The 22,715-nt window shown below is 70.6% G+C and carries 19 protein-coding genes and 1 pseudogene; 13 read left to right on the top strand and 7 right to left on the bottom strand.

What is annotated here, in order from left to right; genetic code table 11:
• Window positions 1-72: 72 nt before the first annotated feature.
• A complete protein-coding gene (locus tag ACWD3I_RS08950) occupies window positions 73-543 on the bottom strand; it encodes a DUF5615 family PIN-like protein (protein WP_365402554.1) in 471 nt (156 codons plus the stop codon).
• Window positions 540-1,184 (bottom strand): DUF433 domain-containing protein, encoded by a 645-nt coding sequence (locus ACWD3I_RS08945; RefSeq protein WP_365402551.1) that lies wholly within the window; start codon window positions 1,182-1,184, stop codon window positions 540-542. The genes ACWD3I_RS08950 and ACWD3I_RS08945 overlap by 4 nt, the downstream gene beginning before the upstream one ends.
• 234 nt (window positions 1,185-1,418) lie before the next feature.
• Here ACWD3I_RS08945 and ACWD3I_RS08940 point away from each other — a divergent pair, with 234 nt between their 5' ends.
• The 7 genes and pseudogenes from ACWD3I_RS08940 to ACWD3I_RS08910 all read left to right on the top strand — a co-directional run bounded on the left by ACWD3I_RS08940 (window position 1,419) and on the right by ACWD3I_RS08910 (window position 11,103).
• Window positions 1,419-3,053: a TIGR02677 family protein gene (locus ACWD3I_RS08940; RefSeq protein WP_365402548.1), complete on the top strand. Its 1,635-nt coding sequence runs from the start codon at window positions 1,419-1,421 to the stop codon at window positions 3,051-3,053.
• Entirely contained in the window at window positions 3,050-4,375 is a 1,326-nt protein-coding gene (locus ACWD3I_RS08935) for a TIGR02678 family protein (protein WP_365402546.1), read from the top strand. The genes ACWD3I_RS08940 and ACWD3I_RS08935 overlap by 4 nt, the downstream gene beginning before the upstream one ends.
• Complete coding sequence (locus ACWD3I_RS08930; RefSeq protein WP_365402543.1) at window positions 4,372-8,628, top strand: TIGR02680 family protein; 4,257 nt, start codon at window positions 4,372-4,374, stop codon at window positions 8,626-8,628. The genes ACWD3I_RS08935 and ACWD3I_RS08930 overlap by 4 nt, the downstream gene beginning before the upstream one ends.
• Window positions 8,625-9,905, top strand: a complete 1,281-nt coding sequence (locus tag ACWD3I_RS08925; protein WP_365402540.1) for a TIGR02679 family protein — start codon at window positions 8,625-8,627, stop codon at window positions 9,903-9,905. Before ACWD3I_RS08930 ends, ACWD3I_RS08925 begins: the two co-directional genes overlap by 4 nt.
• Before the next feature lie 308 nt (window positions 9,906-10,213).
• Window positions 10,214-10,371, top strand: a pseudogene (locus ACWD3I_RS08920) (phosphorothioated DNA-binding restriction endonuclease); the annotation flags it as partial.
• A gap of 31 nt (window positions 10,372-10,402) precedes the next feature.
• Window positions 10,403-10,681, top strand: coding sequence for a ribbon-helix-helix domain-containing protein (locus ACWD3I_RS08915; RefSeq protein ID WP_365402539.1), 279 nt, complete (start codon window positions 10,403-10,405; stop codon window positions 10,679-10,681).
• Window positions 10,678-11,103 carry a hypothetical protein gene (locus tag ACWD3I_RS08910; RefSeq protein ID WP_365402536.1) on the top strand — a complete coding sequence of 142 codons (426 nt, stop codon included), beginning with the start codon at window positions 10,678-10,680 and terminating at the stop codon, window positions 11,101-11,103. The genes ACWD3I_RS08915 and ACWD3I_RS08910 overlap by 4 nt, the downstream gene beginning before the upstream one ends.
• A 272-nt stretch (window positions 11,104-11,375) precedes the next feature.
• Here the strand turns inward: ACWD3I_RS08910 and ACWD3I_RS08905 are convergent, their stop codons facing one another.
• Window positions 11,376-11,612, bottom strand: coding sequence for a 3'-5' exonuclease (locus ACWD3I_RS08905; RefSeq protein ID WP_365402534.1), 237 nt, complete (start codon window positions 11,610-11,612; stop codon window positions 11,376-11,378).
• Between the two features lie 707 nt (window positions 11,613-12,319).
• Between ACWD3I_RS08905 and ACWD3I_RS08900 the strand changes: the two genes are divergently transcribed.
• Window positions 12,320-12,604 (top strand): zinc-ribbon domain-containing protein, encoded by a 285-nt coding sequence (locus ACWD3I_RS08900; RefSeq protein WP_365402531.1) that lies wholly within the window; start codon window positions 12,320-12,322, stop codon window positions 12,602-12,604.
• Between the two features lie 55 nt (window positions 12,605-12,659).
• Entirely contained in the window at window positions 12,660-13,340 is a 681-nt protein-coding gene (locus ACWD3I_RS08895; protein ID WP_365402528.1) for an O-methyltransferase, read from the top strand.
• A 10-nt stretch (window positions 13,341-13,350) separates the two neighbouring features.
• On the opposite strand, the gene ACWD3I_RS08890 is transcribed toward ACWD3I_RS08895, so the two are convergent.
• Window positions 13,351-14,112, bottom strand: a complete 762-nt coding sequence (locus tag ACWD3I_RS08890; RefSeq protein ID WP_365402525.1) for an NAD(P)H-dependent oxidoreductase — start codon at window positions 14,110-14,112, stop codon at window positions 13,351-13,353.
• A 99-nt stretch (window positions 14,113-14,211) separates the two neighbouring features.
• Between ACWD3I_RS08890 and ACWD3I_RS08885 the strand changes: the two genes are divergently transcribed.
• Entirely contained in the window at window positions 14,212-15,057 is an 846-nt protein-coding gene (locus ACWD3I_RS08885) for a helix-turn-helix domain-containing protein (RefSeq protein ID WP_365402522.1), read from the top strand.
• Window positions 15,058-15,060: 3 nt separating this feature from the next.
• On the opposite strand, the gene ACWD3I_RS08880 is transcribed toward ACWD3I_RS08885, so the two are convergent.
• Window positions 15,061-15,762, bottom strand: a complete 702-nt coding sequence (locus tag ACWD3I_RS08880; RefSeq protein ID WP_365402519.1) for a TIGR03943 family putative permease subunit — start codon at window positions 15,760-15,762, stop codon at window positions 15,061-15,063.
• Window positions 15,759-16,853 carry a permease gene (locus ACWD3I_RS08875; RefSeq protein ID WP_365402516.1) on the bottom strand — a complete coding sequence of 365 codons (1,095 nt, stop codon included), beginning with the start codon at window positions 16,851-16,853 and terminating at the stop codon, window positions 15,759-15,761. Before ACWD3I_RS08875 ends, ACWD3I_RS08880 begins: the two co-directional genes overlap by 4 nt.
• 178 nt (window positions 16,854-17,031) lie before the next feature.
• On the opposite strand from ACWD3I_RS08875, the gene ACWD3I_RS08870 reads away from it, so the two are divergent.
• On the top strand, window positions 17,032-18,945 hold the full coding sequence (locus ACWD3I_RS08870) for an NAD-binding protein (RefSeq protein ID WP_365402569.1): 1,914 nt from the start codon (window positions 17,032-17,034) through the stop codon (window positions 18,943-18,945).
• A gap of 548 nt (window positions 18,946-19,493) precedes the next feature.
• Here ACWD3I_RS08870 and ACWD3I_RS08865 read toward each other — a convergent pair.
• A complete protein-coding gene (locus ACWD3I_RS08865) occupies window positions 19,494-21,317 on the bottom strand; it encodes a S9 family peptidase (RefSeq protein WP_365402513.1) in 1,824 nt (607 codons plus the stop codon).
• A gap of 109 nt (window positions 21,318-21,426) precedes the next feature.
• On the opposite strand from ACWD3I_RS08865, the gene ACWD3I_RS08860 reads away from it, so the two are divergent.
• A complete protein-coding gene (locus ACWD3I_RS08860; RefSeq protein WP_365402510.1) occupies window positions 21,427-21,801 on the top strand; it encodes a nuclear transport factor 2 family protein in 375 nt (124 codons plus the stop codon).
• Between the two features lie 43 nt (window positions 21,802-21,844).
• A complete protein-coding gene (locus tag ACWD3I_RS08855; protein ID WP_365402507.1) occupies window positions 21,845-22,648 on the top strand; it encodes an SURF1 family protein in 804 nt (267 codons plus the stop codon).
• Window positions 22,649-22,715: the final 67 nt, after the last annotated feature.

The following is a 22,715-nucleotide window of genomic DNA, read 5'->3' as shown; positions in this document are numbered from 1 at the left end:
GCGGCGATGCCAGATCATTTCCCGGCAACGCTTCCCACGGGTACCGGCCGGGAACCCTCGTGTATCGAGGCGTCAGGACTTGGCGGTCGAATCGCGGCCAGGCCAGTGCTTCGGCGGGGCGACGGCCGGGTCCGTGATCAGGAGGCGCTTCTGCCGGGTCGGGTCGATCGACGTCAGAGAGACGAGACGCTGGCCGCTAGCCGCTGCGAGCTCGGACAAGGCGTGAGGAAGGGCCGCGCAGACAGTGGCGATCGCCGTGCCCAGACCCACCAAGCCACCGTGCTTGTTGTTCTGACGGTACTCGATGCGATGCAGGCCCGACTGTGCGATGGCCGCCACTTCGAGTGGCCGGCTGAGCTGCTTGGTGTCGTTAGTGATGACGACCTCGAAGCCGTCGGCCTTGGCCTTGGCGTACAGCTCAATGTCCTTCGTGCCCGTCCAGCCCTTGAGCTCGTGGACGTGGACGACATCATGTGCCTTCAGCAGGATGCGCACGATCTCGGCCATGGGACGGGGCACGTTCTCGTCGAGCAGCAGTTTCAAGCGACAACCTGCCGGGGCTCGCTGCTGCCATAGCTGTCGACGTACTCGCTGAAGTCGGCGGCGTCCCGGGCGGCCTCGGCCGTCACGCCTGGGTAGAACTCACCGATCTGGTCCGGCGGGATGCCGTCTCTTACGAGGGCAGCGACATCTGAGGCTGGGATCCTGGTGCCTTGGATGACCGGTTCTCCGCCGCGGACCGACTCGTCGACCGCGACGTGCTCACGGGGGGTGAGCAGAGCGGGAATGCTACGGCCGTCCTTATAGAAGGGCGCGAGAACATCCACCATCTGGTGGATGACCACGTTGCCCCCCTTGATCAGGTCTACGGCGTGGTCGGGTTCAGCCAGATAGATCGTGTCCGGGCCCGCGACGAGTTTGTACGAGGAGAGGTGCTCCCACTCGCCGAGGTCTTCCCGGAGCGTGTTCAGCGCACGGCGGATCTTCTGCAACGAAGCCTCTTCGCGCAGCTGCAGGCAGATGCGGAGTGCGACAACGTCGCGGAACGAGTAGAGGATCGGCCTCTCGCCGGAGATCTCGGGGACGAGCACGGCGCCTTTGGGCCCGGAGGCTCGGCGCCAGTGGGACAGCTGACGCAGAGTCGCGCCGGAAAGAGCCGCGGCGAGTTTGGGTTCGTACGACACCGCGTGCCTCCTTCCGTCTTCCGCCCCCATCGATATCGGCCTGAACGTACCCCATTCTCCTGGAGGCCACGCGGCACAGAAACCGAAGGGCCCATTCAGGGTGAGCCGGGGACGCCGGACGCCCCCCATGCCACACAGGCCGCTGGCACGGGAATCGCCACAGGCCGGCACACGTCCGTGGCATTTTCGGCCACCCACCGACGGCGCCCGTGTGCGCCGCGTAACCTCACGGGCATGGGGGCATCAGCATCCGGTGCAGGTCAGGACGCCGACGAGGAGGCGCGGCGGCGGCTGAACGCGTACACGTACCTCAGCGCGCCCGAGCGGCTGGAGCACGTCGCGATCATGCGGGTCTTCTGCGGAACGCTGCTGGCGGATCTCGCCGTCCCGGACATCATGGCGAAACTGCGCCAGACCGGTGCTTCCGCCGCAGGACTCGACGCCGACACCCTCACAGTCCGACTGGAGCAGCTGGTCCAGTGGGGAAACCTGCTCCGCAGCAGCCACACGGTGAACGCGTCCAGCATCAGCGAGTACCAGCGTTCCCGCTCGCGCTACCAGCTGTCGAAACTGGGCGAACGTATCCAGCGGGACGCCGACGGGGTCCTAACCGAGGCCGACGCCGCCCGCGAGGTGAGCAACGAACTGCTGGCCCTGGTCGAGCGCGGACTACGGGAGCTGGCCGACCTCGTGACCGCGCCGGGCGGCGTCGAGCCGCAGGACGGACTGGAGCGGATCAGCACGCTGTTCGTGCAGTTCACCGAGTTCGCGGACTCCATACGCGACTTCTACGCCTACCTCGGCCAGGTGCTGTCCCGCTACGACCTGGACAGCGCCGAGTACCAGGGCTTCAAGGAGCTGCTCCTGGACTACGTCGAGGCGATCACGGAGGACGTGGCGTTCCGCGCGCCCCGGATCTCGGCGGCGTTGGACACCCTGTGGCCGCACATCCCGGCTCTGCTGGACCGGCTGGACTCCCACGCCCAGGGGCTCACCGGGCTCTCGACGCAGGCGCAGGCGCAGGGCGAAAGCCGCCCGGACGTCCGGATCCAGCGCAGCCGGGGCCGCGAATTCGCGGACTGGGAGGGCCTGCGCGGCTGGTTCAGCAACACCGACGGCCAGGGCAGCCAGGTCGACCAGCTACGCGACGCCACCCTGCGCGCGTTGCAGTCGCTGCTCGCCAACGCCAAGCGAATGCTGCGGTCGGCCACCGGGGAGATGTCCCGGCGCAAGGATCTGCTGCGGCTGGCCCGCTGGTTCGACGAAGCGGCGCCGCGGGACGCACACGACATCGCCGTCGCCGCCTTCGGGCTGTACGGCGCCCGCCATCTGGGCATACCTCCGGCCACCGACGAGGTGGTGCCCGCCTACACAAGCTGGTGGACCGGTCCGGTGGTCGAGGTACCGGTGGCCCTGCGGGAAAGAGGCAGCCGCGCCCAGCGGGGCCGGGCCTCCGCGGTGGAGGACCACTCCGCGCAGAAGCAGCTGCTGAGGGAGGCCGCACGGCAGCGGGCAGCGGCCAGAGCAGCGGCGGCGGACGAACTGCGCAGCGCGTCCGGCCGGTTCGCCGAGGTACGCCTCACGTCAGCGGCGCTCGGCCTGCTCTTGGAGCTACTGGCCACAGCGCTCGGAAACGCACAGCTCAGCAGGCCCGTCAGCACGGACGGGGAGAGGACGGCGGTGTTCGACCTCGACTCGGCCAGCAGTGAAGACGCCGAACTGCGTATCCGCCTCACCGTGCGCCGGACGGCGGGCACGCGAACGGTGCTGTACTCGGCCGACGGCGACCTGCTGCTGGACGACCTGGAGCTGGACATCGGTCGCACCTCCGCCGCGGTCGGCGGCGAAGCGGAGGCGAGCGTGTCATGACCCTCCCCTCGACTCACGACGTAGCCCTGGCAGCCGAGCGCCGCACCGCCGCCCGGCTGCTGCTCGCCCACCCGCTGATCGCATCGGACGGCCCCCACGCCGACCTCTTCCCGCTGATCCGCAGGCACGCCGACTGGCTGGGCAAACGGTTCCAGCAGGTGCTCGGCTACCGCCTGCTGGTCGACAGCTCCTACGCCCGCCTGTTCAAGGCGGGGCTGGGGACGGGTTCGGGTCATCGGCTGGAGCGCTCCACCGGCACCCCGTTCACTCCACACACGTACGCCTGCCTCGCGCTCGCCCTGTCCGTGCTGGTGACCGCGCCCGAGCAGATGCTCCTGTCACACCTGGTCGCCGATATCAGGGCTGCCGCAGCCGACGCCGGAATCGAGCTGGAGGAAACGGGCCGAGCGGCCGGGAAGCGGACCCTGGTCGCGGCGATGCGCCAGCTCGTCGACTGGGACGTGCTCATCGAGACCGAGGGCCATGTGGCCGCACTTGCGCAGGAGGCGGGCGGAGAAGCCCTGATCACGATAGACCGGGAGCTGGCACGCGTGATCGTCGCCGGCCCACTCTCCCAGGCACGGAACGGCGCCGACCTGGTCCGGCGGGCAGCGGACCCGGGCTTCGGCGGACCACGCACCTACGTGCGCCGGATGCTCGTCGAGACACCCGTCGTCCACCTCGACGAGCTGACGGACGCCGAGCGTGACTGGCTGCGCACCCGGCAGCGCCGGGAGGCCCAGGCTTTCTCCGAACTCCTTGGTCTGGAGATGGAGATCCGTGCCGAGGGCGTGGCACTGGTGGACCCAGAGGAAGAACTCACGGATCTGCACCTGCCGGGCACGGGGACCGTCGCACAGGCCGCGCTGCTGCTGGCGGAACGGCTCGTGGAACGCCTTCGGCCGCAGGAACCGGGACATCCGGCGACCGGCGGGACACTCATCATCGGGGTGGCCGTCCCGGACGGCCTGGTGGACGAGGTGCTCGCCGAGCTCATCACCGAGTACGGGCAGCGCAGCAACTGGCAACGCGGCTACCTGGAAGACCTTCCCTCCCTGCGAGAGGCCGTACTGGACCTGCTGGTCCGCATGCGGCTGATGGCCCGCGCGGGCCGGCTGCGCGCCGAGGGCGAAGGACTGCCGGAGGGGTACGTCGAAGAGGCATCGGAAGGACGCACGGTGACCGATGTCCATGGCGCACGGCCCGGCGGCGACGGCTGGGTGCTGCTGGCAGCAGCGGCCCGCTACGCCACCCAAGTCACGGTGCGCCCGGCCACCGCAGCCGGCAAAGGCACGGACGTTCAAGAGGAGTTTCCGCTATGACCACCGACGCGCGTGGCCTCGTTCCGCTGCCGCGTTCCGGCGCTGCGACAACCACCGGCCCCGCGACGGCCACCGGCTCCCGCTTCCGGCTGCACCGGGCGGGCATCCAGAACGTCTGGCAGTACGACGAGCAGGAGTTCTCTTTCGGCGACGGACGGCTGCTGCTGCGTGGCAAGAACGGCGCGGGCAAGTCCAAGGCCCTGGAGATGCTGCTCCCGTATCTTCTGGACGGCGACTCCCGGGCACTGGACGCGACAGGCACCGGCCGCACCACGCTCGCCTGGCTGATGCTGGACGGGTTCGAGCAGACCAACCGTCTCGGGTACCTGTGGGTGGAGTTCCGGGGCACGGCCGACGACGGCGGTCACCGCCACCTGACGCTCGGTGCCGCCATCCGCGCCTCGAAGTCGACGCAGAAGGCGCTGCCGACGTTCTTCGTCACCCCGCTGCGGATCGGTGAGGACCTGCACCTGGTCGAGGCCGGTAAGCCGCTGCCGGTCGACCGGCTCAAGGAGATCGTCGGCTCCGACAACACGACCGACCGTGCGGTCCAGCACCGCTCACGTGTGGCCCGGGAACTGTTCGGCATCACCGACGCTACGCGCTACCGCAATCTCACCCAGCTCCTCCACCGGCTGCGGCGCCCGACGGTCGGCGACCGGATCGAACACGGGGGCCTGGTCTCCCTGCTGAGCGAGACCCTGCCGGGGCTCGACGAGGACGTGGTCGAGAAGGTGGCGCGCAACCTCCACGACCTCGACGCCGTACGGGACGAACTCGGCCGCCTGGAACGCACGGACGCGGCCTTGCGTACGTTCCTCACCAGTTACCGCGGCTACCTGGCCGGGGTCCTGCGCACCTCCGCCAAGGGAGTGAGCCACGAGCTGGGCGTCCTCGCTCAGCGACGCCGGGCGGCCGGAGACGCCGCACAGCGGACGAGCGACCTGAGGACGCAGGAGGAGGAGTCGGAGGGCCGACTGGAGACCCTGCGCGAAGAGGAACAGGACGCCCGGACCGACCTGGCCGCCCTGCACGCCAGTCACGCCTACCGCAGCCTGCGCGAACTGTCGGAGCGCCGCGGCACGGTGGAGGCGCTGCACACCGCCGCCGTGGCCGCGTTCACCACCCTGCGGAACGCACACGACGCGGAGGAGGGCTCGGCGGAGCGGCTGGCCGAAGGTGTCGAACACCTCGGAAGTCGGCTGGCCGAGCTGGGAACCGAACACCGGGAGTTGCTGACGCAGGCGGAGAAGGCCGGGCTTCCTACCGGCCACCTCGGCGAGGCGGTGGCTCTGCCGCGCACGGTTCTCGCCCAGGCCACCGAGACCGAGCTGACGACTCCGGACGGGGAGACGCGCACCGTACGGCACCGGTCGGTGGCCCGAGTGGACACGGTCACGGCGCAGGAAGGGCTGCAGTCCTGGCAGAACCAGTTGGAAAACGCCGAGTCGGTCGCAAGGAACCGGGCCCGGATGGTTCAGGAGGTGACCCACCTCATCTCACGGGCGGACGAGGCCCGGGCCGGGGCAGCCCAGGCTGATGCCGAGCGAGAACGGCTGGAAGGCGAGGCAGAAGACGCCGCCGGCCATCTCGACGGCAGCCGTGAGAAGGTCGCTGAGGAGAGCGGCGCCTACTCCCGTCAAGTCGCTGAGTGGGCGGCACGCACGCGGAATGCGCTGGGTGCCGACTGCCCGTCGCTTGACGCCGTCCACGCCGTCGTCGGCCTCGAGACTTCTACCGATGCGCCGTTCGCGGACCGCACACTGCCGCCCGATATCGACAGCCAGGCGTGGCTGACCGCTCAGGCCGCGTTGGAACCGTACGGCGAGAAACTCACCGAACGCCGGGACGCCCTGGTACTCGGCGTCAGCCGACTCGGCGAGGAACTCGACCTCCTGGCGGAGCAGAAGCGGGACTGGGAGCAACGTACCGACCCCGAGCCACCGGCCCCGCACCATCGCGCCGCCGCGAGGACGCCGGGCAGTGGAGCCCCTTTCTACCGGCTCGTGGACTTCGCGGACGACCTGGCTCCGGCCGACCGAGCCGGTCTGGAAGGAGCGCTGGAGGCGAGCGGAATCCTGGATGCGTGGGTGAGTGCGGACGGCGTCCTTCTCAATCCACGCACCCAGGACACCCTTCTCCAGCCGGGTCCCGTGCTATCCGACGGGCCGACTCTCGCCTCGGCCCTGCGCCCAGCCCCTGAACCGGATTGCGGCGTCACCTCCGAGCAGGTGGGGAGTCTCCTGGCCACCATCGCACTCGCATCGGCACAGGAGACCTCCGCGCACAACGCGGTCTTCTACGACGGCAGTTGGCGTCTGGGCGTACTCAGCGGTCGTCATGACAAGGGCGCCACCGAGTACGTGGGGGCGGCCGTACGCGCCGAGACTCGGCGACGCATCCTCGCCGAGCTGGAGGAGCGGATCACGCATACGGAACAACGGCTGGCAGATGTCCGCGAGGAACTCGCCGTAGCCGATGCCATGCGTCGGGCTCTCACGCTCGCGGAACGGGATTTCCCCAGGGCACGGAATCTCGCGGACGCGTGGAGCAGGACTGAATCAGCCGAGCGGACCCTGCGCGACCTGACCGCCAAGGCGACCCGGGCGGCGCGGCTCGCCGAGGAGACACGCGCTCTCGCGGTATCGGCGCGGACCGAGGCGGATGCCACCGCGACCGCCCACGACCTGCCCGGCGACCCCGCCTCCCTGGACCGTGTGCGCACCGCACTGACTGGTCTGCTCACCGGTATCGGACATTTGCGCAGGGCCGTCAGCGGCACGGGCGAGCGGCTCGGTACGAACCAGGCCGATGCCGACCGGTACGGACGCGCCCGCGAGGATCGCCTGGCCGCGGAAGAGAGCTACCGGGTCCACTTCACCGGCCTGCGCACCGCCGAGCAGGACCTGCGCACCCGCGAGGAGGCCATCGGGTCGTCCGAGGAGGAGATCCTCTCCCGCGAGCAGGAGACCAAGCAGCGCATCGCGAACGCCGTCCAAGCGCTCCCCACGGCACAACGAGCTCGCGACGATTTCCACGACCTGCGCGTACGCGCGGAAGAGGACGAAAAGCGCCTGCGCGGGAGCCTGGTGGATCAGGAGACCGCGGTCATCAACGTCGGCAGCGCTCTTCGCGGCGCTCTCAGCCGACCCGAGGTGGTGCGCGGCGCCGGGCTTGACCGGGCTTCGCTGCCCGAGTACATGTCGGACGATCCCGGCGCGGACGTGCGCAGCCGTCTACGAGCACTGCGGGCCCTCGCCGACGCCGTGGAACATGCCCTCGGCCGCCCGAAGGGCGAGGTGTCGGACAGCACCCTGCTCAACCGCCACACCGATCTGCGTGACCAACTGGCCGGCGGATTCGACGCGCAGCTGGAGGAGCGAGACGGGATCAAGGTGTGCCGTCTGGTCGACGACCACGGGTCCCATGACGTCGCGGCCGTGGGCGAGCGGATCGCAGTCCAGGCGGCGGAGGCCCGGGGACGGCTCACCGAGCGCGAACGCGAAGTGTTCCAGCGGTTCCTGACCGGTGAGCTCGGCGACCACCTCTCGGCACAGGTCATCACCGCAGCGAACCTGGTCGCGGCTCTCAACGACACCCTGCGGACCGTGCGCACCTCCCACGGCCTCGGTGTCGAGCTCCTGTGGAAGCTGGACGAGGACGTGGACGCGGATGTGCGCGCGGCCGTCGAGCTGCTGCGCAGTCCGTCGAGCCTCAGGACGCGCGACCAGACCGAGCAGCTGCGCGAGGTGCTGCAACGCCGAATCGAGGACGCCCGCCGTGCCGACCCGTCAGCCGGTTACGCCGCCCATCTGCGGACCGCGCTGGACTACCGCGACTGGTTCCGCTTCCACACCTTCGTGGTCGAGGACGCGGCTCCGGGCCGCCGTAGGAAACTGACCGGCCGGACCGGTCTCAGCCAGGGCGAACAACGGGTCCTCTCCTACCTCGTGCTCTTCGCCGCGGCAGCCGCCCACTTCACCAGCCTCGCCGAGTCAGCACCGCACGCGCCACGGCTGATCCTCCTGGACGACGCCTTCGCCAAGGTCGACGAACCCACCCACGGCCGGCTGGGCCGTATCCTCGTCGACCTCGATCTCGACTTCGTCCTCACCAGCGAGCGGCTCATGGGCAACTGGCCCGAGGTTCCGTCCCTGCACATATACGAGTGCCTCCGTGATCCCCACGTACGCGGGGTGGCCACCCTTCACTACACCTGGAACGGCCGGCACCGGCGTCTGGTGTCCGTATGAGCGGGCTGCCCGCCGCGACGCGCGACTGGCTGACGGGACCTGGACTCACCCGGCTCTGGCAGGGGGCACGCAAACGCCTGGAGAGCAACGGCGTACAGGCCACGGGTTCGCTCCGACTGACCGCGATGAACGCCCAGGAACGCAACGACCTGTCTCTCCTGCTGGGCAAACCCCTCACAGGTGCCGCCGTGACCATACGGCTCGACGTGCTCGACGCACGGCTACGCGCCTCGGCCGCCGGACTCGGCCTCAGACAGACCCTGGAGGAACTCGGCCCGCCACTCACCGACCGCCGTGCCGCCCGCGCGGACGTGGCGGCACGGCGGGAACAGGTGTGGTCGTCTCTTGCTTCGTCACTGGACGCCTCCCCACTCGCCGACCAGGAATGGCCCCGGCAGTGGTACGACCTGCTGCGCCGTTCCGGTGTTCCGAGAGGAGTGACGCCCGAAGCGGCGATATGGACACTCCAGCAGGCGGTCCAAGTCCTCACCGCTCTCCTCGGACCCGACGGACCTGAACGCAACGGCACACGCGGTCGAGGAGAACTCGCCGCCATGACGACCGGCTCCGCGCACGGACTGGACGACGGCACCTGGCTCGCACGCCTCGTCCAACGCGGGGTCGCCCTCGCCCACGGCACCGACTTCCCCGACGACGCGGCCGGTCGACGCGCTCTGTGGCGGCTGGTGTCCGTCACGCCGGACGAGGTCTCCAGCACGGTGCTGACGTACGGACTGCGCCCCGACGGCGAGGGCTGGCGGGAGCGTGCTCTGCGGGAGCGAGCCGACCATCACGCCGAAGTGCACGTCACACCACGCGACCTGCATGGCCTCCGGCTGCAGCTCCCCGCCGGAACGCTCATCCACATCTGTGAGAATCCGCGCGTGGTGGAAGCCGCGGCGGACGCGGCCTGCGTCCAGCCCCTGGTGTGCACCTCCGGCAGCGCGGCCACCGTGGTCTTCACTCTTCTCGACGCCCTCGCCGCCACGGGTTGCCGCTTCGCGTACCACGGCGACTTCGACTGGCCGGGGATCGCTCTGGCCAACCGGGTCATCCGCCGCTACGAAGCCCGGCCGTGGCGCATGGGCACCGCGGATTACGAGCACCTGGCCGCTCGTAGTCAGGCCGAGGGCATCCCTCAACTGGCCCTCGACGGCCAGCCGGTCGACGCGGACTGGGACCCGGATCTCGCCCCCGCCATGACCGCCCTCGGCGTCGCGCTCCATGAGGAGGCGACCCTCGACCTCCTGGTGGACGACCTGTCACGCCGGGCGTAGGGACGCCGACGCCTCCGTGCCGGGTTCTGGGAGCCACCTGGGAGCCGACTCGCTCCCCAAGCCCCTTCCACGCCACCCGAGACCACCCCACCCCAACGCCCCGACCAGGCAAAACACCAAACCACCCGGTGTCGATCTTGACCAACCCTCATTCGGGACGAAGAGGTCGTGGGTTCAAATCCCGCCACCCCGACGCTAGTCAGAGGCTCATTCGCGTGATCGCGAATGAGCCTCTGTCGTGTTCGGGGGCCAAGCGGGGAGCCAAACGAAGTCGGTCAGGCCACCGCGCCGCCCACTTCTCCCTCCTCCGCATCCCGGTCTCCCAGCGCTGCGTCGGCCACAGCCCCGCCGCCCGCGAACACGTCATCGCGCTCGCCGACCGACCCTCATCGGACCTCGACCGGGCACCCATCCCGTCGCGGCGGTCCACCACTCCTGGCGCCTCGGTCGCGCGGCCCGCTGGTAAGGAGCGTAATACCGGGAGTATGGTCTCTTGTATGGCGACGAAGAAGGTAACCGTGACGATTCCCGAGGATCTCCTGGACGAGATCCGTGCGGACGCGGCTGAGCGGGGCCTGTCGGCGTACGTCACCGAGGCGCTGCGCTTCAAGCGTGACCGGGACCGGCTCCTGGAACTGGTCGACTGGCTGCAGGAAGAACACGGCCCCGTGACTGAGGACGAGCGTGTGGCAGCTCTCGACGAGTTGGGGGATCTCGACGCCGAACACGAGCGGCGCCGAGCCTCGGGACAGCACAACGCCGGAGAGGCTGCGTGAAGAAGCGAGTCGGTGAGCACGGGCAGAGGCCGCTCCGTGTCTTCGTCCTGGACTGTGAAGCTCTCTCCTTGGCCGTGCGCGGCGATCGGAAGATGATCGCCCGGCTCGACCTCGCGGCGCGTGGGGAGGCCGAAGTGGTGACGTCGCCGATGACCCTGGTCGAGGCGTACGACGGCAGAACGACCGAACAGCGCTGGGACTGGGTCCTGTCCCGGCTCCAGGTCGCCGCCATCGGGAAGAACGAGGCCCGCCAGGCACGCCGACTCCTGACCGACGCCCGATTGCACGGCCACAAGCATGCAATCGACGCCGTGCTCGCCGTCGTTGCGCGACAGCAGAAGGGGCAGGTCACCGTCTTCACTTCGGACGTCGACGACCTGGAGAAGCTGGTCCCGGACACGATCGTCGTCAAGAGGGTGTGACCCGACCTGCGCCCGCTCCCTCTCTGTCGAGCATCGCCCAGGACAGGTTGGCTCGGCCCCTCTTCCGCCTTCGCCAGGAATGCCCTGGAGAAGGCCGTGCCATGGATCGGCCGGACGTGGACAACGGCGAATGGCTGAACGAGCTGATGAGCCGAAGGCCAAGGAAGCCGTGCCGACCGGGAGTCTCGTGGGAACCACGGGCGAAGCAGCTCACGCAGACGGCCGGCCGCTCTGACATCGTGAACCCCCGCGAAGCCACCATGGACTCCCGTTCAGCTCGAACGGATGCTGCCCAGCCAGAGGACGTCGCGCGCTCGTGTCATGGCGACGAAGAGCTGACTCCGGGCTAGTTGCCGACGTTCGGTCTCCGTTTCAGCGGGTCCGGAGCGGCCTGCGATGGTCTCGTCGTAGCGGGGCAGGTGGACGCGCTTGAACTCAAGGCCCTTGGCCCGGCGGTAGGTTCCCAGCTTCACTGCCGGCACGGCATGGCCGTCGTAGTGCTCCAGCAAGCACACCGGTATGTCCGCTCGCGTAAGCAGCCGCTGATAGTGGCTGATCGCGCGTATGGAGGGGCAAACGCCAGCCGCGTTCCGTGAGGACCAACAGTTGGGCGGCGACGCGCCGCTCGCCCTCGCCGGCCGCCTCCCAACGGTGTGCTTCCTGCCTGGCTGCCTGCCACTGCTCCCGCAGCAGCCGCTCCTGACGCCTCGCCTCCTGCGCACGCCGCGACGCCGATCCACCAGCCGCCATCTCGCCCCCTCGTACGCGGAGTGACGATCCTAGGACGGAGCGCGAACGGCACGACAGGTCATGATCAAGCCAACGACCGGGATCGCTCAGTGCGGCGACAGTGCCCTTCGGAGCTGCTCCGGCCACTGCCTGCCTGGTCAGCACTGAAGGCCCGCGGCCCCGCTACGACACCACTCGTCCCGCAGTCGCCGCGTACGTCACCGAGGTGCACGGAGACGCGGCGTGGCAGCGGTTCGCGGCGAGCCCCATGTCGCACGCCGGCCCGGGCGCCTGGCACCGGCTCGGCGGCCTCCTCGACGCGGCAGTCGAAGGGACCACGTGGCCGACGCCGCCGCCGGGGCGTGACAGCAGCCGTGTCGATAACTGTTTTGTCTGGTGTGACTCGCGCACTGAGGCCCGCGGTCAAGGTCAGCCGTAACCTTTGTCGGCAGGCAGACCGGTAGGCACCACCCCGAAAGGACCCCGCATGATCATCTTCGGCACCAAGGGCTACCTCTATCAGCTCGCGATACTCACCCTCGTCTGTGGCCAGTGCGGCAACCCCGCCGCCCACACGCTGCGCAAGCGGGTCACGAAGTTCACGTTGTTCTTCGTGCCGCTCTTCCCGTTCTCGACGAAGTTCACGACGCAGTGCACCTTCTGCGGTGCGGAGCAGAAGATCACCAAGGAGCAGGCGGATCAGCTGCAGGTGCAGGCCGTGGGTGGGCAGCAGGCGTACGGGCAGCCGCAGCAGCAGCCCTACCAGCAGTGAGCGATCTCGGGTAAGTTCCCATACGGAACTCACTCGTATCGAAGGGAAGCCCACTGTGCCGCAGGGGACGTCGCAGCAGACCTGGACCGCCGTCGACGACTACTTCGACGGGCTGCTCGTGGAGGAGGACGACGCGCTGCTCGCCGCGGTCCGCGACAGCGAGGCCGCCGAGCTGCCCGCGCACCAAGTTGCCGCCAATCAGGGGAAGTTGCTGCACCTGCTCGCCCGGATCCAGGGGGCCCGTTCCGTACTGGAGATCGGCACCCTCGGCGGCTACAGCACCATCTGGCTCGCCCGTGCCCTGCCCGAGGGCGGGCGGCTGGTCACCCTGGAGGCCGATGAGCGGTGCGCCGCGGTCGCCGCCGCCAGTCTGGAGCGGGCCGGGGTCGGTCATCTCGTCGACCTCCGGGTCGGGAAGGCCGCCGACACACTGCCCGTTCTCGCCGACGAGGGCGCCGGGCCCTTCGACCTCGTCTTCATCGACGCCGACAAGCCGTCCAACCCCGAGTACCTGCGGTGGGCCCTGCAACTCACCCGGCCGGGCAGTGTCATCGTCGGCGACAACGTCGTGCGCGACGGTGCCGTCACCGATCCGGACAGCGACGACCCCCGGGTGCAGGGGGTCCGGCGGTTCACCGAACTCATCGCCGGGCACCCGAAGTTGAGCGCCACGACCATCCAGACCGTCGGGTCCAAGGGGTACGACGGGTTCACTCTCGCCCTGGTCACCGACTGAGAGCCACTGACTAGAGGACGTGCAGGTCCAGGCCCGCCGCCCCCGCTCGCTCCCTGTCCGGCAGCAGCCGCATGCCTCGGTCGTAGTCCCCGCCCGTCAGCGACCGGAAGGGGACCGTGTCGGCGGTGAACAGGGTGTCCAGGCGCCTCGCGTACGCCTGTCGGGCCGCCTGGAAGCGGGCTTCCGGCAGCTCGTTGGCGTCGTGGACCGCGAAGGGCTCCAGCGGGGTCATGCCCGTGAACCAGAACAGCCCGTGCTGCAGGGGGTGCAGTACGTCCGTGAGGCGGCCGTGGATGCCCCGGTCCGAGAAGGACGTCTCCCTGGCGCCCAGCGTCACCGACAACAGGGCCCGGCGGCCCGTCAACGCGCTCTCGGCGTACGGCGGCGGGACCTGAGGACCGTAGGCGAAACCACTGGTGAAGACGCGGTCGATCCAGCCCTTCAGGATCGCCGGTGCCGAGAACCACCACATCGGGAACTGCAGGACGACCGCGTCCGACCAGCGGATCTTCTCCTGCTCCGCGGCGACGTCGGGGGACAGGTGGCCGCCCAGCGTGGCCTGTTCGGAGGCCGACATGACGTGGAGGCGGCGGTCCGGGGCGTGGTCGGGATAGTCGTCGGCGTCGACCGTCGGCTTCCACTTCATCGCGTAGAGGTCGGAGAGCCGTACCTCGTGGCCCGCCTCACGGAGGTGGTCCGCCGCGAACGTCGTCAACGCGCTGTTCAGGGAGCGGGGATCGGGGTGGGCGCTGACGATCAGGATCTTCTTCATGCCGTCAGGTTCGCCCGGCTCCCCCGGCTCCAGCCAGAACCCCCTTCGACCGGCGGATCGTCGATCCTGGTATTGGCAGGGCCACGCATACTGGAGTTCATGGATGTGAGCTACGACGGTCAGCGGGCCCTCGGTGGGTTTCTGCGGGCCCGTCGCGGGCGGGTCGCGCCGGAGCAGGCGGGGATCGGCGGTGCGGCCGGGGTCGTGGGGAACAAGCGGCGCCGGGTGCAGGGGCTGCGGCGCGAGGAGTTGGCGCAGCTCGCCGGGATCAGCGTGGACTACTACGTCCGTCTCGAGCAGGGGCGGGCCACCCAGCCGTCCGCCGAGGTGCTGGACGCGCTGGCCCGGGCGCTCGGTCTCGACGCGGCGGAGCGGCGGCATCTCGACACCCTCGCCGCCGGGCGGCACGAGCCCGTGCCGGCCACCCGGATCGGGCCCGGGCTGCGGCGCGCGCTCGACGCCATGGACCGGCTGCCCGTCTTCGCCACCGACCACCGTCTCGACGTCGTCGCCTGGAACCGGCTGGGGGCCGCGCTCATGGGCGGCCTCGACGTGCCGGGGCGGCGCGATCCCAACAACGCGCGGTTCCTCTTCCTCGACCCCGCCGCCCGCGAACTGCACCCCGACTGGCAGGACCGGGCCGACGAGGCGGTGGGGCAGTTGCGGGTCTCCGCCGGGCGGTATCCGGGCGACGGCGAGTTGGGCGCGCTGATCGCCGAACTGGCCACCGAGAGCGGTGACTTCCGGCGGATCTGGGACTCCGGTGAGGTCACGATGTGCGCCGCCGGTCGCAAACGGCTGCGGCATCCCGTCGTAGGACTGCTGGAGTTGGACTTCGAGACGCTGCATGTGCCCGCCGGGCCGGGCGAGTCGGGGCTCGTGCTGCATGTGTTCAGCGCGGAGGAGGGCACCACGGAGGCCGCCGCCCTCGCGCGCCTGATGTGACCGTCACTTGTTCCAGGTCTCGTCGTACGGGTCCGTGGGCGCCGTCACCGGCCGCGACGAGGTGACCTTCAGATACGGGATCGGGCCGTTGTTCACCGGGTCCTTGGTCCGCTGGGGCGTGTAGGTGCCGGTGACCTCCAGCCAGGCGTCCGGGCGCAGGACCGGCGGGATCGTGCCGGTGAGGGCGACCTTCACCGGCTGGGCGTCGGCGGCACAGCAGTTGAGGGCCATACGGACGAGATAGGGGTGGCCCGCTCGGTCCAGGGCGACGAATCCGGTGACCTTGAGCTCGCGGTTCTTCAGGGATCGCCCGTGGTCGTAGACCGCGCGGCCCGCGTAGTCGGCCACGCCGAGGCGGAGCGGACCCTTGGCGGGCAGGTCCTCATAGCCGTACGCCTCCTGGAGGGCCGTACCCGTGCGCATCGCGCTGTACGAGCCGAGGGCCGGTGGGGCGACCAGGACGAGGGCGAGGACGGGGAGGGCCAGGAGCCAGGAGACCCGGGGCTCGTGGTGATGTTCCGCCTGGCCGCCACGCCGCTCGTACCAGAGCGTCGCCACCGCCGCCGCGATCAGGACCGCGCCGGAGAGCAGCAGCAGCGGTTGCAGGCCCGCCTTGACGTATCGGAGGTACAGGTCGGTGCTGCCCGCGTGCAGCAGGGTCGCGCCGAGCAGGAACATGACCGCCGACTGGGCGTGCCGGTTCACAGCAGCACCGCCCCGGTCAGCACCGACACCAGGACGGCGAGGACGAAGGTGGCGGGCGCGAAGCGCAGCGCGAAGCCGCGGCCGAAGGTGCCGGCCTGCATCGCGAACAGCTTCAGGTCGATCATCGGGCCGACCACCAGGAACGCGAGTCGTGCGGTGAGCGAGAACTGGGACAGGGACGCGGCGACGAACGCGTCCGCCTCCGAGCAGATCGACAGCAGGACGGCCAGTACGGCGAGGGCGAGCACGGAGACGAACGGGTTGCCCGCCGCCGCACGCAGCCACTCCTCCGGTACGACCGCCTTCAGCGTCGCCGCCGCCATCGCGCCGACGACCAGGAAACCGCCGGCGTGCATCACGTCGTGCCGGACCGACCCCCAGAACGCCGCTCCCCTGCCCTGACCTTCGTACGACGCACGGGCCGGCGGCCGCAGCCAGTCGGTACGGCCGAGGCGCAGCCACAGCCAGCCCATCGCGCACGCCACGAACAGGCTGGCGACGAAACGGGCCAGGACCATCTCGGGGTTGTTCGGGAACGCGACCGCCGTCGCCGTCAGCACGATCGGGTTGATCGCCGGGGCGGAGAGCAGGAACGCGAGGGCCGCGGCGGGAGCGACGCCCCGGCGGACCAGGGCGCCGGCCACCGGGACGGACGCGCACTCGCAGCCGGGCAGCACCGCGCCCGCCGCGCCCGCGACCGGGACCGCCAGGGCGGGGCGTTTCGGGAGCGCGCGGGCGAAGAACGACGCCGGTACGAACACCGCGATCGCCGCCGACAGCATCACACCGAGCACGAGGAAGGGGAGCGCCTGGACGACCACGGCCACGAACACCGTCATCCAGCTCTGCATCACCGGGGCGGCGAGCAGCCCGCGGATCGGGCCCTGCATGAGCAGCGCCAGGAGCAGGAGCATGGTGAGCAGGAGGGGGGAGTTGAGGTGGCGGGCCTGGTCCTCCGGCTGCGGGGCCTTCGGCTCGCCGGGCGTGGCGTCGGGTGGGCTCGGGGTGGCGTCGGGCCGGTTCGGCGCGGCTTTGGTGAGGGCCACGGGCGCGGTACCTCCGGGCTCGGTGTGCGGTGCCTTTCCTCCCATACGGGCATTCTGGCGCCATTGCTCAACTCCGCGCCGGATCATGGCGGGAACCTTACGGACCACAGGAACCGGCGCCGCTGACCGGCCCCCTCCTGGAACCCCCCGCCCCGGTAAGGCACTCTTTCCCCTCGTGGGCAGCGTTCCGAATCAAGGTCAACAGGGTGCCGCCGCCACGCACATGGTGGTCTGCGGCGACGACGGGCTCGCGCATCGGCTGGCAGCCGAGTTGCGCGGGGTGTACGGGGAGCAGGTCACGCTCGTCGTGCCCGCGTCCGAGCGGAGTGTGCGGCCGCCGGTGGTGGGGCGGGCGCGGGCGGCTTCGGCGGCGTTGCTGGACCGGATGGTGAGTGCCGCCGGCGGCCGGGCGGGGGTGGTTGAACCCGCCGGTGGTGACCGGTTGCTGGAGGCCGCCGAGGCGACCGAGGCCGTGCTCGCCGACGCCGGGGTGGAGCGGGCCGCCGCGCTGGCGCTCGTGTACGACGACGACGAGACCAACATCCGTGCCGCGCTGACCGCCCGCCGGCTCAATCCCCGGCTGCGGCTCGTACTGCGGCTCTACAACCGGCGGTTGGGGCAGTACATCGAGGAACTCCTCGATCAGGCGTCGGCCTTGGCTTCCGGCGACGGCTCCGACGCCGGGTCCGGAGCCAGGTCCGACGCCGGGTCCGGTTTCGATGCGTCTACGACCGTCCTGTCCGACGCCGACACCGCCGCGCCGGCGCTGGTGGCCAGTGCCGTCGCCGGGACCAGCAAGGTCGTGCAGACGGACGGGCTGTTGCTGCGGGCGGTGGAGCTGCCGCCGGGGGACGGTGGTTCCGGGCGGGCCACGCTGGCGCTGCTGTCCGCGAGCGGCAACGGCACCGCGGGGCCCGACGGGGCCGATCCGGGCGGTGCCGAGCAGGGTCCCGAGCTGCTGCCGGACGCCGCGGCGGTACGGGCGGCCGGTGAGCGCGGGACGGTGGTGCTGGAGCAGGTGTCGTACGCGGCGCCCTCCATGTCCCCGGGGCGCAGTGTCGTGCCGCCGTTCGCCTCGCTCTTCTCTCGGCGGCTGCGGTGGTCGTTGGCCGGGCTGGTGGGGTGTGTGGCCGCGCTCGCCGTCGCGCTGACGGTGGTGACCGGGGAGCATCCGCTGTACGCGACGTACATGACCCTTCTCGATCTCTTCGCCATCAACGATCCGGCGCTCGGGGCGTCCACCGGGCGCCAGGTCCTGCAACTCCTCGCCGGGCTGGTCGGGTTGTTGTTGCTGCCGGTACTGCTGGCCGCGGTGCTCGAGGCGCTGGGGACCTTTCGGACCGCGTCCGCGTTGCGCAAGCCGCCGCGGGGGCTGGGTGGGCATGTGGTGCTGCTCGGGCTGGGGAAGATCGGCACTCGGGTGCTGACGCGGTTGCGGGAGCTGAACATCCCGGTGGTGTGCGTGGAGTCCGATCCCGAGGCCCGGGGGCTTGCTACCGCTCGGCGGCTGCGGGTGCCCGTGGTGCTCGGGGATGTCACTCAGGAAGGGGTGCTGGAGGCTGCCAAGGTGCATCGGGCGCATGCGTTGTTGGCGGTGACCAGTGCGGATACGACGAATCTGGAGGCCGCGTTGTATGCGCGGTCGGTGCGGCCGGAACTTCGGGTGGTGCTGCGGCTGTACGACGACGACTTCGCCACCGCGGTGTACCGGACGTTGCGGGCGGCTCATCCGCAGGCTTCCACTCGGAGTCGGAGTGTGTCCCATCTGGCTGCGCCCGCGTTTGCCGGCGCCATGATGGGGCGGCAGATCCTGGGGGCGATTCCGGTGGAGCGGCGGGTGTTGCTGTTCGCCGCGGTCGAGGTGGGTGGGCATCCGCAGTTGGAGGGGAGGACGGTCGGGGAGGCGTTTCGGGCGGGGGCGTGGCGGGTGTTGGCGTTGGACACGGCGTACTCCGGGCGGCGGGAGGAGTCTGCTGTGGAGGGGGCGTACGAGGAGGTCGGGTCGCCGTCGGGGTTGGTGTGGGATCTGCCCGATACGTATGTGCTGAAGGGGGCGGATCGGGTGGTGTTGGCGGCTACTCGGCGGGGGTTGGCGGAGTTGTTGGGGAGGCGGGCTCGGGAGCGGGCCGGGACGTAGGGGGTTCGGGGCGGGTTGTTTCGCCCCCGCCGCCCCTACCCGTCCCATCCTCCAGGGGCGCTGCCCCTTCGACCCCGCTCCCTGAGGGCTCCGCCCCCAGACCCCCCTGTCGGCCCTTGAGGGGCATCGTCCTCAAACGGACGGGCCGAGAGACACGGGCCGGCGTGGAAAGACGGAGCCACCCGTGGGTGGGTGGGGGATCGGGACGGCACGCCCTCGTCCCCGAACGCCGGACGGGCTGGAGGATGTCGGCCCGCCCTCAGAGGCGCGGGTGGGTGGGGATCGGGATGGCCACCCCCGTCCCCGAACGCCAGGCGGGCCGAAAGACGCGGGCCCGCCCTCACAGGCGCGCGTGAGTGGAGGATCGGGATGGCAACCCCCCGTCCCCGAACGCCCGGCGGGCCGAAAGACGCGGGCCCGCCCTCACAGGCGCGCGTGAGTGGAGGATCGGGATGGCCACCCCCCGTCCCCGAACGCCCGGCGGGCCGAAAGACGCGGGCCGGGGATCGGGGTGGCCATCGTGTCCCCGGCGCCGGGGTTCAGGTGGGTCAGGGGGTCGGGGGCAGGTGGCGGGCTGCGAAGTCCAGTTCCAGGGTTACCTGTTTGATGCGTTCGTCCACTACCAGTGAGCCGTGGCCCGCGTCGTAGCGGTAGACCTCGTGGACCGCGCCGCGGGTCTCCAGGCGCTTGACGTAGTTGTCGATCTGGCGGATGGGGCAGCGGGGGTCGTTGACGCCGGCCGAGATGTAGACCGGGGCCTTGACCTGGTCGACGTAGGTGAGGGGGGAGCTGGCCTCGAAGCGTTCGGGGACCTCTTCCGGGGTGCCGCCCAGGAGGGTGCGGTCCATGGCCTTGAGGGCTTCCATCTCGTCGTGGTACGCCGTGACGTAGTCGGCGACGGGGACGGCCGCGATGCCCAGGGTCCAGGCGTCGGGCTGGGTGCCGAGGCCGAGGAGGGTGAGGTAGCCGCCCCAGGAACCGCCGGTCAGGATCAGGCGGGTGGGGTCGGCCAGGCCCGTGCTCACGGCCCATTCCCTGACCGCCGCGATGTCCTCCAGCTCGATCAGACCGACCCGGTACTTCAGGGCGTCCGTCCACGCACGGCCGTAGCCCGTCGAGCCGCGGTAGTTGACCCGCACCACCGCGTACCCGTGGTCGACCCACGCCGCCGGGCCGGCCGCGAACGCGTCGCTGTCGTGCCAGGTCGGGCCGCCGTGGATGTCGAAGACCGTGGGCAGCGGTCCCGTCGCGCCCAGCGGCTTCTGGACCAGGGCGTGGATACGGCCGCCCGGGCCCTCCACCCAGACGTCCTCCACCGGGACCGAGCCCGGGGACTTCAGACCCGGCGGGTCCAGGACGACCCGGCCCGTCGTCGAGCGGACCGTCGACGGTTCGGCGGCCGAGGACCACAGGTACTCGACGCTGCCGTCGGGGCGGGCGGTCGCGCCGGAGACCGAGCCGGGCGGGGTCGGGATCCGCACCGGTTCGCGGGTCGCCAGGTCGTAGCGGAACAGTTCGCTGCGGGCCTCGAAGCTGTGCGCGATGAGCAGACCGGTGCCGTCCGGGTACCACTCGGCGCTCACGTCACCGGGCAGGTCGAGGGCGAGATCGGTCTCCTCACCGGTCGAGACGTCCCACACCAGGGGCTCCCAGCGGCCCCGGCGCTGGTGGCCGATCAGCAGGCGCGGGTCCCCGTCGACCGGGGCGAAGCCCAGGACCTCCAGGCCCAGTTCCCGGGTACCGCCCCTGGTGTCGTCGAGGTCGGCGACCGCCGTGCCGTCGGGGCGGACCACCCGCAGGGCCGAGTGCATCGCGTCGCCGTGCTCGGTGTGCTCCAGGGCGATCAGCGAGCCGTCGTGGGAGAGGTCCCCGACGCCCGCGGACTCACGGTGGCGGTAGATCTCCACCGGCTGCTCGCCCTCGCGGGCGACGTAGATCGTCGTACCGTCCTCGTCGGTGGAGCGGCCCACCACCGCCGTACGGCCGTCCCGGGCGAGGGCGAGGCCCGCCGGGTAGGAGGCGTCCAGGCCCGGTGCCGCGAGGTCGTCCTCGCCGCCCGCGAACGGCTGCCGGCGCCAGACACCGAACTCGTCGCCGTCCTTGTCGTCGAACCACCAGATCCACGCGCCGTCCGGGGAGAGCACCCCGTCCGTCGTGCCGTTCGGCCGGTCGGTCACCTGGCGCTGCTCGTCCGTGGCGCGGTCCCAGGCGTACAGCTCGTACGTCCCCGTCGCGTTCGACACGAACAGGGAGCGGTCCGGTGCGTCCTCCGCCCAGTCGGGCAGGGACACCCGGGGCGCCCGGAAGCGCTTCTCCCAGTCCGGCGTCGGTTCGTTCTGCTCGGGCGAGACGGACCCGTTGCTCTCAGTCATGGCCCCATAGTGCCTGGCCCCGCCGACAATGCGCCGCCGAGGTCCCCAGCCTGTGGACAACCTCCACCGCGGGACCCCATTGTCAGTGGCCGGGTGCAGACTCGACCGCATGACAGATCTGCGCAAGACAGTCGAGACCTTCTGGGTCACCGCCGACGCCCGGGACTGGGACGCGTTCGCGGACACGCTGGCCGAGGACGTGGTGTACACGCTGCCGCAGACACGTGAGCGGATCAGCGGACGAGAACAGTTCGTGCGGTTCAACCGGGAGTATCCGGGCGACTGGCATCTGCGGATCGAGCGGATCGTCGCCGAGCCGGGACAGGTGGTCAGCTGGGTCCACTTCACGGTGGGGCTGGAGGAGATGTACGGCATCGCGTTCTTCACCGGGGACGAGCACGGCCGGATATCCGCCATGACCGACTTCTGGCCGGAGCCGTACGAGCCGCCGGCGGGGCGGGAGCATCTCGTCGAGAGGTACTGACCCCGCGGGCCGGTGCTCGCGGACTGCCCCGTACCGTTGAGGTGTGTACCGGTTTCTGCTGACGCCCCGTTGGTGGGGGATCAACGTCTTCGTGCTGCTCGCCATCCCCTTCTGTGTGTTCATGGGGTCCTGGCAGCTGAGCCGGTTCGAGGACCGGATGGCGGATCACGACCGGGCGACCTCGCAGGTCGCGACGGACGCGGGGGATCCCGCGCGGCCGCTGGCCGACCTGCTGCCGGTGGACAAGGAGACGTCCGGGGCGCAGGCCACCGCGACCGGGCGGTACGGAAAGCAGTTGCTGGTTCCGGGGCGGGAGCTGGACGGCAAGCCCGGCTATTACGTGCTGACGTTGCTGCGGACCGACGGCGGCAAGGCGCTGCCCGTGGTGCGGGGATGGCTGCCGGGGACCGCGGACGCCGCGAAGGCCCCGGCCGCCCCCTCGGGCCGGGTCACCGTCACGGGGGCCCTGCAGGCGTCCGAGCAGCCCGGTGAGAACGGGGTCAGTGCACAGGGCGGGCTGCCGGCCGGGCAGACGTCGGCGATCAGTGCGGCTTCGCTGGTGAACCTCGTGTCGTACGACGTGTACGACGCCTGGGTCACCCTCAACACCGGGGACTCCGGGATGAAGGCGGTGCCCGCGGCCGCGGCTCCGGACACCGGGCTGAATCTCAAGGCGTTCCAGAACCTCGGCTACACCGGCGAGTGGTTCGTCTTCGCCGGGTTCGTGGTCTTCATGTGGTTCCGGCTGATCCGGCGCGAGGTGGAGTTCGTACGGGATGCCGAACTCGGGCTGCTGCCCGAGCCGGAGCAGGAGCCGAAGCCGGGAGATCAGCCCGCTTCGGTGTGACGCCGAATCCGACCGGTCTCCTGCCGCACCTGCTCCACGCCGTCTGCTCCACGCCGCCAGTTCTACG

Source organism: Streptomyces sp. NPDC002817 (assembly GCF_053592055.1).
The sequence above is the reverse complement of the archived record's forward strand: the minus strand, read 5'-3'. Positions and strand labels throughout refer to the sequence as shown.

Coding starts and splice junctions, on each gene's coding strand:
- ACWD3I_RS08940 (WP_365402548.1), top strand. CDS start 1,419: ATGGGGGCATCAGCATCCGGTGCAGGTCAGGACGCCGACGAGGAGGCG.
- ACWD3I_RS08935 (WP_365402546.1), top strand. CDS start 3,050: ATGACCCTCCCCTCGACTCACGACGTAGCCCTGGCAGCCGAGCGCCGC.
- ACWD3I_RS08930 (WP_365402543.1), top strand. CDS start 4,372: ATGACCACCGACGCGCGTGGCCTCGTTCCGCTGCCGCGTTCCGGCGCT.
- ACWD3I_RS08925 (WP_365402540.1), top strand. CDS start 8,625: ATGAGCGGGCTGCCCGCCGCGACGCGCGACTGGCTGACGGGACCTGGA.
- ACWD3I_RS08915 (WP_365402539.1), top strand. CDS start 10,403: ATGGCGACGAAGAAGGTAACCGTGACGATTCCCGAGGATCTCCTGGAC.
- ACWD3I_RS08900 (WP_365402531.1), top strand. CDS start 12,320: ATGATCATCTTCGGCACCAAGGGCTACCTCTATCAGCTCGCGATACTC.
- ACWD3I_RS08890 (WP_365402525.1), bottom strand. CDS start 14,112: ATGAAGAAGATCCTGATCGTCAGCGCCCACCCCGATCCCCGCTCCCTG.
- ACWD3I_RS08885 (WP_365402522.1), top strand. CDS start 14,212: ATGGATGTGAGCTACGACGGTCAGCGGGCCCTCGGTGGGTTTCTGCGG.
- ACWD3I_RS08875 (WP_365402516.1), bottom strand. CDS start 16,853: ATGGGAGGAAAGGCACCGCACACCGAGCCCGGAGGTACCGCGCCCGTG.
- ACWD3I_RS08870 (WP_365402569.1), top strand. CDS start 17,032: ATGGTGGTCTGCGGCGACGACGGGCTCGCGCATCGGCTGGCAGCCGAG.
- ACWD3I_RS08865 (WP_365402513.1), bottom strand. CDS start 21,317: ATGACTGAGAGCAACGGGTCCGTCTCGCCCGAGCAGAACGAACCGACG.
- ACWD3I_RS08860 (WP_365402510.1), top strand. CDS start 21,427: ATGACAGATCTGCGCAAGACAGTCGAGACCTTCTGGGTCACCGCCGAC.